This is a genomic window from Sphingomonas sp. P2_B6, assembly GCF_056404755.1.
Window position 1 is genome coordinate 1 of sequence record NZ_JBFUDK010000013.1, and the last position, 11,898, is coordinate 11,898.

Consider the following 11,898-nt stretch of genomic DNA (forward strand, 5'->3'; position numbering starts at 1 on the left):
GGCCACGGGCGTCGCGGCAGCGGCGGGTGCCGCGCCGGGCCTGGCGCCCTCGACATCGGCCTTGACGATGCGGCCGTTCGGGCCGGAGCCGGCCAGCGCCGACAGCTCGACGCCCTTTTCGGCGGCGATACGGCGCGCGAGCGGGCTTGCCTTGACGCGGTCGTCCGATGCCGGTGCGGGAATCGCGGCGGACTTGGGCGCCTCGGCAACGGGTGCGGGCGCGGCTTCCTGTTTCGGGGCTTCCGCCTTGGGCTCTTCCTTCGGCGCGGCGGCCTTGGGGGCGGGGGCCGCGTCGGCGCTCTCGCCTTCTTCCAGCAGGGTCGCGATGACGGTGCCGACCTTCACATTGTCAGTGCCCTCGGCGACCAGGATCTTGCCGATCACGCCTTCGTCGACCGCCTCGAATTCCATCGTGGCCTTGTCGGTCTCGATCTCGGCCATCAGGTCGCCCGACTTGACGACATCGCCTTCCTTCACGAGCCATTTCGCCAGCGTGCCCTCCTCCATGGTGGGCGACAATGCAGGCATCTTGATCTCGATCGACATGGGGAGGCTTTCCTCTAACCGAATCCGTAGCGGCCCGTTCCCTTCGCGCCCGATGCGGGCGGGGTCAAGACCGGGCGCGCTGAACCAGGCCACTCTTGCGTAAAACCGGGGCCCGGCCCACCTAGCGGGCAGAGGGGGAAAGCATGCGTATCTATCTGGTCGTGATCGACGAGAATCCGGAAAGCGAGATCGCCTTGCGCTTCGCGGCGCGGCGCGCGGTGAAGACCGGCGGCGGGGTGGAGATTCTCACCCTGATCGCGCCGGCCGAGTTCGTCGCCTTTGGTGGCGTGCAGGCCACCATCGAGGACGAGGCCCGGATCCATGCCGAGGCGCTGGTCGCCGGCGCGGCGGGAACCTTGCTCGAGGAATCGGGGCTGCGACCCTCGATCACGGTGCGCCAGGGCGAAGGCCCGAAGATCATCCGCGAGATGATCGCGGAGAATCCCGACATCGCCGCTCTGGTGCTCGGCGCCGCGGCGAGCGGTGCGCCGGGGGCATTGGTCGCGCATTTCGCAGGCGCCGATGCGGGCGCCTTGCCGATTCCGTTGATGATCATTCCGGGATCGCTCAGTCGCGAGGCAATCGACCGGCTGAGTTGATCGCCGAAATGCCGTCATGCTGAACTTGTTTCAGCATCCATGCGCGGCCATGCGAACCACGGGCGACATTCGCGTGGCCCCTGCCCGCGCATGGACCCTGAAACGAGTTCAGGGTGACGAATGGGGTTGATGCTCCGCGAGTGGCCCGCCACCATCCGGCGATGCACCGCTTCATCCCTCTTACCGCCCTGCTTCTCGCCACGCCTGCCGCCGCGCAGGACGCGCCCGACCCCACCCGGCTGAAGGCGACGGTCGAGAAGCTGGTCAGCTTCGGCACGCGGCACAGCCTGTCCTCCACCGACGATCCTGTCCGGGGCATCGGCGCGGCGCGGCGCTGGGCGGCGGGGGAACTGACGCGCATCTCGGACGGATGCGGCGGGTGCATTACCAGCGCCAATATCGCGCGCACTTTCGTGGGGCCGCGCGCGCCGAACGGGGTGGAGATCGTCGATGTGCTCGGCTTCCAGCAAGGGATCGAGCCGCGCCGGGTGATCATCATCGGCGCGCATATCGACAGCCGGGTCAGCGACGCGATGAACGCGACTGGCGACGCGCCGGGCGCGAACGACGATGGCTCGGGCGTGGCCCTGGTGCTCGAGGCGGCGCGCATCCTGTCCCGACAGAAATTCCGCGCGACGATCGTCTATGCGCTCTTCTCGGGCGAGGAACAGGGATTGTGGGGCGGTACCCTGCTGGCGGAGACCGCCAGGCAGAAGAACTGGGTCGTCTCGGCGATGCTCAACAACGACATCGTCGGCAACACGATCGGCGAGGACGGCGTGCGCGTGGCCGACCGGGTGCGTGTCTTTTCCGAAGGCATCGGCGCGGCGGAGGATCTGGCGGCCGTGCAGAAGCGCCGGCAGAATGGCGGCGAGGATGACGGGCCGTCGCGGGCGCTGGCCAAGGCGGTCGACGGGGTGGCAGCCGCGATCAAGGGCGGGATCGACGTGTTCGTCGACCGGCGCCCCGACCGGTTCGGGCGCGGCGGGGACCACAGCCCGTTCCTGGCGCTTGGCTATCCGGCGATCCGCTTCACCGTCGCGGCGGAGAACTGGAAGGCGCAACACCAGGACGTCCGGGTCGAGAACGGGATCGCCTATGGCGACACGGTCGACAAGATGGACTTCGACTATCTGGCGAAGGTGACCGCGATCAACGTCGCGACGGTCCGGCGGCTCGCGGCCGCGCCGGCCGCACCGTCGGGGGTGAAGATAGCGGGCGCGCTGGGCTATGACACGACGGTCACCTGGCTGCCGGTCGAAGGCGCCACCGGGTATCGCATCCACTGGCGCAGGACCGATGCGCAGGACTGGCAGAAATCGGTCGATCTTCCCGCGAGCGCGGCCACCGAGGTGCTGAAGGGCGTGCCGGTCGACGACCATTTCGTCGGCGTATCGGCGCTGGGCGCCAACGGGGCGGAGAGCCTGGTGACGTTCGCGGGGCCCTGAGGATCGAGCCGATCCGCCGGCGGATCAGGCGATACGGGGCGCGAGCAGCCGGACCAGCGCCTCGCACCCGGCGGCATCCTCGGCATCGAAGCGCGCCGCCTCGGGGCTGTCGAGATCGAGCACGCCGATCAGCCGCCCGTCATGGACGATCGGCACGACCAGTTCCGACCGGCTCGCGGCGTCGCAGGCGATATGACCGGGAAAGGCATGCACGTCCTCGACGATCTGCGTCGCCAGGGTGGCGGCGGCGGCACCGCAGACGCCCGCACCGATCGCGATGCGGATGCAGGCGGGCTTGCCCTGAAATGGCCCAAGCACGAGCTCGCCACCGACCAGCCGGTAGAATCCGGCCCAGTTGAGATCGGGCAGATATTGCCAGATCAGCGCCGCGGCATTCGCCATATTGGCGACCGCGTCGGGCTCGTCGGCGGTGAGCGCGCCGAGCGCGGCTTCGAGATCATGATAGAGATCGGCCTTGGAGCCGCCCGAGATGTCGAACTGGTACACGCGTCTTCCTTCGTCTGAGGGCGCGAGATGAGGCCGGTTGAGGCCGCATGCAAGCACCGGATTGGCCCGAACCGTCGAATCGCCTAACCGGAAGCATGGTCGCCATTCCCGTCACCCGATCGATCGCGATCGACAGCGATGAGCTGGAGGAATCCTTCACACGCGCCGGGGGGCCGGGCGGGCAGCATGTCAACACGACGGATTCGGCGGTGCTGCTGCGCTTCGATGTCGGCGCCTCACCGAATTTGCCCGAGGCAGTGAAGAACCGGCTGGCGATGCTCGCCGGATCGCGGATGACGCGCGAGGGCGTGCTGGTGCTGAGGAGCGAAGGCGCGCGGTCGCAGTTGCTGAACCGGCAGGAAGTGCGCGAGCGGCTGATCGAGATGATCCGCGAGGCGACGATCGTCCCGAAGAAACGGCGCCCGACCAAGCCGTCCAAGGCAGCAAAGGCGCGGCGCATGGAGGGCAAGGCGAAGCGGTCGACGGTGAAGTCGCTGCGGGGGAAGCCGATCGAATAGGGACCCAGTATCCCGCCGTTCGCCCTGAGCTTGTCGAAGGGCTGTTCTTTCAACGTGAGGAAGAAAGAACAGTGCTTCGACAAGCTCAGCACGAACGGGGGTGTCCGGGGATCAGAGGCTAAACCCGGCCTTCAGGAAGCGTTCGGGCAGCGGTGCCTCGGCCTTGATCGGGTCCTTGCCGGTGCGCGGCACCATGAGCGAGGCGGCATGCAGCAGGCTTTCGCCCTTGCCGTCGCCATAGACGGGATCGCCGACCACCGCTGCGCCGAGCGCCTCGGCGGCATGGACGCGGATCTGGTGGGTGCGGCCGGTTTCGGGGCGGAACTCGACGAAGCTGCGTCCGTCCTTCACGTCGATGACTCGCCAGGCAGTGCGCGAGGGCTTGCCCTTCGGGTCGCCGCGCATGCGCCAGCCGGTTTCAGCCGTGCTCACCTTGGACAAGGCCAGATCGATCAGGCCGCTCTCGCCCTCGACCACGCCTTCGAGCACCGCGAGATAGCGTTTCTCGACGATACCTGCCTCGAACGCGTGATGCAGCCGCGCATGCGCCTTGGGGTTGCGCGACAGCAGCAGGCAGCCCGAGGTGTCGCGGTCCAGCCGGTGCACTGCCTGGGGCCAGCGCCGGAAACCGAAGGCCAGGGCTTCGAGATGGTTTTCGAGGCTGATCGAGCCATCGCGGGGCCGATCGACCGGCAGGCCGGCAGGCTTGTCGATCACGATCGCCTCGCCATCGAGGAACAGGACTCTATCCAGAAGCATTTGCAGCCCTTGCCACTCCGCGCGGCCACATACCAGAGGATCTCCAGTGAAACCGAGCGCGACGCACGCGATCCGGGCCCTGTTGTCGGCCGCGTGCCTCGGCGCGGTGCCGGTGCCCGCACAGGCCCAGAGCACCCGAACACCGCTGCCCGTGGCGCCGATCATGGTGCCGGGCATCGGCGTCACCGGGGCGGATGGCCGCATGTTCGGCCATTTGCCCTATGCCGAAGCGGCCGCGAGCGAGATGGTGCCCCTCGCCGTCCCCGGCTTCGCGCTGGGTGGAACGTGCCGCCTGCAAAAGGACGCCGCGGCCGATCTCACTGCGCTGATCGAGGCGGCGAATGCGGTGCCGAGCGTCGCGCACCGGCTCCGGGGCGTCTCCTGCTACCGCACCATCGCCTATCAGCGGTCGGTGTTCTGCCGGACCGGCCCACGCGATTCCTGTGGAGACGTGGCGGCACGATCGCGCGACGTGGGGCCGCCCGGCTATAGCGAGCATGCGACCGGCTATGCGATCGACTTCGGCATTCACCCGTCGCCCGGCTGCCCGGACCTGCAATGGTGCATGGCGAGCACGCCGGCGGGCCTGTGGCTGATCGCCCATGCGCGGGACTTCGGCTTCGAATTGTCCTTCCCGGCGAACAACAGCCAGAATGTCGGGTGGGAGCCGTGGCACTGGCGCTGGGTCGGCCGCACCGCCCGATCGCCGGGCGCGACGCGTGCCCGCGCGATCTTCGCCCGCGCCCGCGCGCAATTTCCCGCGCGGCCGGGAATCGCGGGACCGTTGATCGAGACGGTCCCTAAGAAACCGGCGCCGCGTATCCTGCCTATCCCGTTCGTCTGGCCAGGTGTCTATTATTAGGCCGTCATGCGAAAGGGCGCCCGCGGCAAGCCGCGAGCGCCCTCGTCGTACTGTTACCGCTGGTTCAGCCGAAGACCTTGGCCGCGACTTCGGCGATACGGCGGCCCTGATAGCGCGCGCCATCGAGTTCGAGGCTGCTCGGCTGGCGGCTGCCGTCGCCATCGGCGATCGTCGTCGCGCCATAGGGCGAATTGCCGTGCACTTCCTTGACGCCCATCTGGCCGGCAAAGCCGTAGTCCAGGCCGACGATGGTCAGGCCGAAATGCAGCAAATTGGTGATGATCGAGAAGAGCGTCGTCTCCTGCCCGCCATGCTGAGTCGCGGTCGAGCTGAACGCGCCGCCGATCTTGCCGTTGAGCGCGCCACGGAACCACAGGCCGCCGGCCTGGTCGAGGAAGGACGCCATCTGGCTCGGCATGCGGCCAAAGCGGGTCGGCGCGCCGACGATGATCGCGTCATAATTCGCCAGCGCCTCGACGCTTTCGATGACGGGGTGGGCGGTGTCGGCCTTGAAGCCGGCTGCGGCTGCGACCTCGGCGGACGCGGTTTCGGGGACGCGGCGGATATCGACTTCGGCGCCGGCGGCGCGGGCACCCTCGGCGACGGCATCAGCCATCTGCTCGATATGGCCGTAGGACGAATAGTAGAGCACCAGAACCTTGGTCATGTGAAATCTCCTGGGAAAATGTCCCTCCCGCCCGTGGGAAATCCGGGCGGGAGGAACTGGGGGTGAGCGCCCGACACGCAACTGGCCGGGGCTTTCGGGGAGGACGAATGCCCACCCCCGTCCGTTCCGCCCGGGGGAGTGGGCGGAACGGAATTCGGTTATTCGGAGTCGACGAGCACCAGCTCGGCATCCTCGATCGCCTTGATCTCGACCGTCTGGCCGCCGCCGATCGCCGCGCCGTCACGCGCCTTGAAGGGCTGGCCGTCGATCTCGATCGCGCCGGTGGCGGGGACGAGATAGGCGTGCCGCCCCTCGCCCACGCTGTGCGTGATCGTCTCGCCGGCCTTGATCGTCGCGCCGAGCACCCGTGCATCCGCCCGGATCGGCAGGGCCTCCTTGTCCTCGGCGAAGCCGCTGGCGAGCACCGCGAACTTGCCGCTGCGATCGCTCTTCGGGAAGGGCTTGGCGCCCCAGCTCGGCGAGCCGCCGGTCCGCTTCGGCTCGATCCAGATCTGGAAGAGCGTCGTCGTCTCGGGCTCGAGATTATATTCGGCATGGCGGACCCCAGTGCCGGCACTCATCACCTGGACGTCGCCCGCCCCGGTACGGCCCTCGTTGCCCATCGAATCCTTGTGCGTGATGGCGCCTTTGCGGACATAGGTGATGATCTCCATGTCGCGGTGCGGATGTGCCGGGAAGCCGGCGTTCGGCCCGATCTCGTCATCGTTCCAGACGCGGATCGCGCCCCAGCCCATGCGAGACGGGTCGTAATAATTGGCGAAGCTGAAATGATGGCGCGCGTTGAGCCAGCCATGATCGGCATGGCCCAGGCTCTCGAACGATCTTTTCTCGATCATTGGGTGTGTCCCTAAAAGCAGGAATTGGGTTGCCGCCAAGATAGGGATTTGGATCAGGGCGTAAATGGAAACGCTGGAAACTGATCGTTTCCTGATCTAAATCCTCCCCAAGCTAGCTTGGGGAGGGGGACCGCCCGCTTCTTCAGCGGGTGGTGGAGGGGTATTGGAGCGCGGCAGCGTGGCCTCGCTCCAATACCCCTCCACCATCCTTCGGACGGTCCCCCTCCCCATCTGCGATGGGGAGGAATTTATGCGTCTGCCGGATCTTGAAGCCTGGGCGATCTTTGCCTCCGTCGTCGAGCATCGCTCGTTCAGCGGGGCGGCGGATGCGATCGGGGTGTCGAAGGCGACCGTGTCGAAGGCGGTGACCCGGCTGGAGGCGCATCTCGGCCAGTCGCTGTTCCACCGCACCTCGCGGCGGCTGACCCTGACCGAGAGCGGCAAGAGCCTGGCCGAGCATGCCGCGCGCATCCTGGCCGAAGCGGTCGCAGCGGAAGAGGCGGCGCACGATGCGGCGACGGCACCGCACGGGCTGATCCGGGTGACCGCGCCGATGACGCTCGGGCTGGTCAGCCTGACGCCCGCCCTTGCGGAATTCCTCAGCGCGCATCCGGGGATCGAGATCGATCTCCACCTGTCCGATGCGAAAGTCGATATCGTCGCGGAGGGCATCGATGTCGCGCTGCGCATCGCGGATCTGCCCGACAGCTCGCTGCGCGCGCGGCGCCTGGGGCCGATCGCGATGCATATCGTCGCGGCGCCTTCCTATCTCGAAAAGCACGGGCGCCCGACTCATGCCGCGCAGCTGGGGGAGCATGCATGCCTGGGCTATACCAATGTCACCGGCCCGTGGCGCTTCATCGGGCCGGGCGGCGCCGAGGTCGCGGTGCGGCCGGCCGGGCCGCTCCGGTCGAACAGCGGCGACGCGCTGCTGCCCGCGCTGAGGGCTGGGCTCGGCATCGGCATCCTGCCCGATTTCATCGTTGGCGGAGACTTGGCGGCGGGCACGCTCGAGGCGTTCCTGACCGACTGGCACAGTCCGCCGATCGCGCTGCACCTGCTCACCCCGCCGGGCAATTTGCGGCCCGCGCGCGTCGAAGCACTGATCGCTTTCCTGACCGAGAGGTTTCGCCATATCTGCGCCGCGGAAGGCCCAGGGAGCGGCTGAGACGACCCCGCCAGGCTCGATCCCGGCGCCCCAAAAACCCCGCGACTCGCGCATTTCGGCCGGTTAGCGAAGAATTAACCTTTTGCGTTCATCCCCAGTCAGGTTAATGGTTAGTGCAGGGGCGCGCCGAGCCGTCGGGGGTATCGAGCGCAGCGACGTGACGGGGGGACTGCCAGGATGCGCGTATTGCTGATCGAGGATGAGCCGACGACCGCGAAGGCGATCGAGCTGATGCTCACCACGGAAGGATTCAACGTCTACACCACCGATCTGGGCGAGGAAGGCCTCGATCTGGGCAAGCTGTACGACTACGATATCATCCTGCTCGATCTCAACCTGCCCGACATGCATGGCTATGACGTGCTCAAGCGACTTCGCGTCGCCCGGGTGCAGACGCCGGTGCTGATCCTGTCGGGCATCAACGAGATGGATTCCAAGGTGCGCAGCTTCGGGTTCGGCGCCGACGATTACGTCACCAAGCCCTTTCACCGCGAAGAGCTGACCGCGCGCATCCATGCCGTGGTGCGTCGTTCCAAGGGCCATAGCCAGTCAGTGATCCGCACCGGCAAGCTCGCCGTGAACCTCGACGCCAAGACGGTCGAAGTCGATGGCAGCCGCGTCCACCTGACCGGCAAGGAATATGCGATGCTGGAGCTGCTGTCGCTGCGCAAGAGCACGACGCTGACCAAGGAAATGTTCCTGAACCACCTGTATGGCGGCATGGACGAGCCCGAGCTCAAGATCATCGACGTCTTCATCTGCAAGCTCCGCAAGAAGCTGAGCATGGCCTGCGAAGGCGAGAATTACATCGAGACCGTCTGGGGCCGTGGCTATGTGTTGCGCGACCCGGAAGAGATCGGGACGCCGGTCGCAGAGGTCGCCTGATCCAGGCTTGCTGGTATCGGCTTACGGCAGTTCGGGCCGCGGCATCGGGGGGTGCCGCGGCCTTTCTTTTTTGGTGGGGGGTGGCCCAACGCCGTCATGCTGAACTTGTTTCAGCATCCATGCGCGGCCAGCGCGGCCGGGAGAGCGGATCGAGGCCATAGTACCAACGCCAGATCGCGCCAGCCCGGGTTGGTAGCTTCGATCAGATTGATCTTCCAGGCGCGGCGCCATGCCTTCAACTGCTTTTCTCGGCGGATTGCGTTCTCCATGTCGCCGAAGAATTCGAGAAGCACGAGGCGCGTGGCACCGTATTTGGTGACAAAGCCCTTGGTGATCCCCTGACGGTATTGGATCATGCGGCCGATCGGGTTCGAGGTCACGCCGGTATAGATCGTGCCGCGCTTCTGGCTGGCGACGATGTAGACTGCTGGTACGCGTTCCATTCACGTTACCCCCCGCATCGACTGACCGCGCATGGATGCTGAAACAAGTTCAGCATGACGGCAAGGGTGGAGCAGCCCCTCCCCCTATTTCCGCACATACTCCTTATGGCCGCCGACCCAGGTCTCCTCCACCCTGGTTGCGCGAAGCTCGCTCGGGCCGGCCAGTAGCGGATCGCGGTCGACGATGATGAAGTCGGCGCGCTGGCCCGGCGCGAGCCTCCCGAATTTGTCCTCGGCGAAACCGGCATAGGCGGCGGCGCCCGTAAAGGCCCACCACGCCTGTTCGCGCGTCAGCTTTTCCTCCGGACGCCAGCCGCCATAGGGCTGGCCCTCGGCATCCTGGCGGGTGAAGGCGGCGGCCCAGCCGGCGAACGGATCCGGGCTCTCGATCGGATAGTCCGAGCCGAACGCCAGGACCGCGCCGTTCTTCAGCATCGACGCCCAGGCATAGGCGCCGGCAAGCCGGTCCGGCCCGAGCCGCGCTTCGGCCATCACCCGGTCCGACGTCTGGTGGACCGGCTGCATCGAGGCGATCGTGCCGTGCTGGCCGAAGCGCGGCAGATCGGCCGGATCGACGATCTGGGCATGCTCGATCCGCCAGCGGCGGTCGCCCTTGTACGTCTCCGACAGTTCCTCGATCGCGTCGAGCACCTGGGCATTGGCCTTGTCGCCGATCGCGTGGACCGCGACCTGGTAATTGTCCATCGCCGCCCGGCTCATCAGGTTGCGGATCACGTCGTCGGCGAGGAAGCCGAGGCCGGATTCCTTGGGCGCATCGCTGTACGGCGCCTTCAGCCACGCCCCGCGCGAGCCGAGCGCGCCATCGGCATAAAGCTTCACCCCGCCCATGCGCAGCCGATCGGCGTAGAGCCACTGAGTCGGGCCGGCGCCGCCGACCCGCACGGCCGTCTCGACGCTGTTGCCATAGCTCATGATGCGGATGCGCAGCGCGCCCGCGTCACCCGCGCGACGGTAGCTGAGCCAGTCGTCGAGCGAGCTGCCCATATCGGCGGTTGCGGTCACGCCGAGGCTGAGCAGTTTCGCCTGCGCCTTGAGGAAGGCGGCGTCGCGATCCTTGGGCAGGGGCTGCGGCACGGCCTTGGTGACGAGATCCTGCGCCGCATCGACGAACACGCCGTTGGGCATGGCGCCGGTCTTTTCGATGCGACCGCCGGCAGGCGACACGCTCTTCGCGGTCACCCCCGCCGCCTTCATCGCGGCGGTGTTGGCCCAGCTCGCATGGCCGTCGACGCGCGAGAGCCAGACGGGGCGGTCGCTGACCACTGAATCGAGATCGGCCGCCGTCGGAAAGCGGCCGAGCGCCCAAAGCTCCTGGTTCCAGCCGCCGCCAAGGACCCATTTCTTGTCGGGATTGGCCGCGACATAGGCAGCGATCTTCGCCTTGGCCTCGTCGAGCGATTTCGTGCCCGAGAGGTCCAGCTCCACGTCCCGAAAGCCCAGGTCCATCACATGGCCATGCGCGTCGATGAAGCCGGGGAGCAGCACCCTCCCCTTCATGTCGGCGCGCCAGTCGAGCTTTTCCGGGCGCTTGTCGCCCGGCTGCATCAGCCGGATGACCTTGCCGTCGGGCGTCATCAGCACGCCGTTGAAGTGAATGACCTTGCCGTCCTTGTCGAGCGTCATGCCGTTGACATTGTCGACAAGGGAGTCGGCGAAGGCGGGGACGGCAGCGAATGAAAGCGCGGCGGCTGCCGCGGCAAGTCGCTTCACCGCGGCAACCTGCGCACCAGCGAGCTCGTGTCGTTGCGGCCGCCGCCCATCTTCTGGACGTCGGCATAGAATTGATCGACCAGCGCGGTGAGCGGCAGGGTCGCGCCGTTGCGGCGCGCCTCGTCGAGGGTGAGGCCGAGATCCTTGCGCATCCAGTCGACCGCGAAGCCGAAGTCGAACTTGTCCTCGCTCATCGTCGACCAGCGATTGACCATCTGCCAGCTCGACGCCGCGCCGCCCGACACCGCTTCGAACACCTTGTCGGTGTCGAGACCGCTGACCTGAGCGAAGCGCAGCGCCTCGGCCACGCCCTGCACGACGCCGGCGATCGCGATCTGGTTGACCATCTTGGTCGTCTGGCCAGCACCGGCTTCACCGATATGGACGATGCGCAGCGCATAGGCCTGCATAAGCGGCTCGGCCGCAGCCATCGCCTCGGCGGTGCCGCCGCACATGATCGAGAGCTTGCCGTTCTCGGCCCCCGCCTGGCCGCCCGAGACGGGGGCGTCGACGACGAGCAGGCCCTTCGCCCCGCCATCTTCCGCCAGCCGCCGCGCGATCTTCGCCGAGACGGTGGTGTGGTCGACGAACAGCGCGCCCGCGGACATCGTGCCGAACACGCCGTCCGCGCCCAGCGTGATCTCGGCCAGATCGTCGTCATTGCCGACGCAGCTGAACACCGCATCCTTGCCGGCCGCGGCCTCGGCCGGAGTGGCGGCGACGGTGCCGCCGTATTTCTCGGCCCAGGCCTCCGCCTTGGCGCGCGAGCGGTTGTAGACGGTGACGGCGTGGCCGGCGGAGACGAGATGCCCCGCCATCGGCGCGCCCATCACTCCGGTTCCGATGAATGCGATGTTGCTCATGGAGGATCGCGATAAGGGGTGTTTCCGCGTCACGCTAGTTGAGAG

14 protein-coding genes are annotated in these 11,898 nt (G+C 67.3%); 6 read left to right on the plus strand and 8 right to left on the minus strand.

The window, feature by feature from the left end; genetic code table 11:
- On the minus strand, positions 1 to 546 hold a 546-nt coding region (locus tag AC1DX5_RS17255), incomplete at its 3' end, for a biotin/lipoyl-containing protein (RefSeq protein WP_478016497.1).
- A gap of 143 nt (positions 547 to 689) precedes the next feature.
- Here AC1DX5_RS17255 and AC1DX5_RS17260 point away from each other — a divergent pair.
- Together AC1DX5_RS17260 and AC1DX5_RS17265 are read left to right on the plus strand one after the other, a co-directional pair.
- On the plus strand, positions 690 to 1,145 hold the full coding sequence (locus AC1DX5_RS17260) for a universal stress protein (protein WP_465169899.1): 456 nt from the start codon (positions 690 to 692) through the stop codon (positions 1,143 to 1,145).
- 161 nt (positions 1,146 to 1,306) lie between these two features.
- A complete protein-coding gene (locus AC1DX5_RS17265; protein ID WP_478016583.1) occupies positions 1,307 to 2,593 on the plus strand; it encodes a M20/M25/M40 family metallo-hydrolase in 1,287 nt (428 codons plus the stop codon).
- 24 nt (positions 2,594 to 2,617) lie between these two features.
- Here the strand turns inward: AC1DX5_RS17265 and AC1DX5_RS17270 are convergent, their stop codons facing one another.
- Complete coding sequence (locus AC1DX5_RS17270; RefSeq protein WP_465169900.1) at positions 2,618 to 3,100, minus strand: GAF domain-containing protein; 483 nt, start codon at positions 3,098 to 3,100, stop codon at positions 2,618 to 2,620.
- Positions 3,101 to 3,195: 95 nt separating this feature from the next.
- Here AC1DX5_RS17270 and arfB point away from each other — a divergent pair, with 95 nt between their 5' ends.
- The gene (gene arfB, locus AC1DX5_RS17275) at positions 3,196 to 3,618 is read left to right on the plus strand and encodes an alternative ribosome rescue aminoacyl-tRNA hydrolase ArfB (RefSeq protein WP_478016498.1); all 423 of its coding nucleotides are present in this window, start codon (positions 3,196 to 3,198) and stop codon (positions 3,616 to 3,618) included.
- Positions 3,619 to 3,729: 111 nt separating this feature from the next.
- Here arfB and AC1DX5_RS17280 read toward each other — a convergent pair whose 3' ends face one another.
- Positions 3,730 to 4,377 (minus strand): RluA family pseudouridine synthase, encoded by a 648-nt coding sequence (locus AC1DX5_RS17280; protein ID WP_478016499.1) that lies wholly within the window; start codon positions 4,375 to 4,377, stop codon positions 3,730 to 3,732.
- Between the two features lie 46 nt (positions 4,378 to 4,423).
- On the opposite strand from AC1DX5_RS17280, the gene AC1DX5_RS17285 reads away from it, so the two are divergent.
- On the plus strand, positions 4,424 to 5,239 hold the full coding sequence (locus AC1DX5_RS17285; RefSeq protein WP_478016500.1) for a M15 family metallopeptidase: 816 nt from the start codon (positions 4,424 to 4,426) through the stop codon (positions 5,237 to 5,239).
- Positions 5,240 to 5,303: 64 nt separating this feature from the next.
- Here AC1DX5_RS17285 and wrbA read toward each other — a convergent pair whose 3' ends face one another.
- Entirely contained in the window at positions 5,304 to 5,906 is a 603-nt protein-coding gene (gene wrbA, locus AC1DX5_RS17290) for an NAD(P)H:quinone oxidoreductase (RefSeq protein WP_478016501.1), read from the minus strand.
- A gap of 158 nt (positions 5,907 to 6,064) precedes the next feature.
- Entirely contained in the window at positions 6,065 to 6,763 is a 699-nt protein-coding gene (locus tag AC1DX5_RS17295; RefSeq protein WP_478016502.1) for a pirin family protein, read from the minus strand.
- Positions 6,764 to 7,013: 250 nt separating this feature from the next.
- Here AC1DX5_RS17295 and AC1DX5_RS17300 point away from each other — a divergent pair, with 250 nt between their 5' ends.
- Both AC1DX5_RS17300 and ctrA read left to right on the plus strand, forming a co-directional pair.
- Positions 7,014 to 7,931: a LysR family transcriptional regulator gene (locus AC1DX5_RS17300; protein WP_478016503.1), complete on the plus strand. Its 918-nt coding sequence runs from the start codon at positions 7,014 to 7,016 to the stop codon at positions 7,929 to 7,931.
- A 177-nt stretch (positions 7,932 to 8,108) separates the two neighbouring features.
- Positions 8,109 to 8,816, plus strand: a complete 708-nt coding sequence (ctrA, locus tag AC1DX5_RS17305; protein WP_465169907.1) for a response regulator transcription factor CtrA — start codon at positions 8,109 to 8,111, stop codon at positions 8,814 to 8,816.
- A gap of 110 nt (positions 8,817 to 8,926) precedes the next feature.
- Here the strand turns inward: ctrA and AC1DX5_RS17310 are convergent, their stop codons facing one another.
- From AC1DX5_RS17310 to AC1DX5_RS17320, 3 genes are all read right to left on the minus strand, one after another.
- Positions 8,927 to 9,259: a GIY-YIG nuclease family protein gene (locus AC1DX5_RS17310; RefSeq protein WP_478016504.1), complete on the minus strand. Its 333-nt coding sequence runs from the start codon at positions 9,257 to 9,259 to the stop codon at positions 8,927 to 8,929.
- A gap of 84 nt (positions 9,260 to 9,343) precedes the next feature.
- The gene (locus AC1DX5_RS17315) at positions 9,344 to 10,990 is read right to left on the minus strand and encodes an amidohydrolase (protein WP_478016505.1); all 1,647 of its coding nucleotides are present in this window, start codon (positions 10,988 to 10,990) and stop codon (positions 9,344 to 9,346) included.
- Positions 10,987 to 11,853: an NAD(P)-dependent oxidoreductase gene (locus tag AC1DX5_RS17320; RefSeq protein ID WP_478016506.1), complete on the minus strand. Its 867-nt coding sequence runs from the start codon at positions 11,851 to 11,853 to the stop codon at positions 10,987 to 10,989. Before AC1DX5_RS17320 ends, AC1DX5_RS17315 begins: the two co-directional genes overlap by 4 nt.
- Between the last annotated feature and the right edge of the window lie 45 nt (positions 11,854 to 11,898).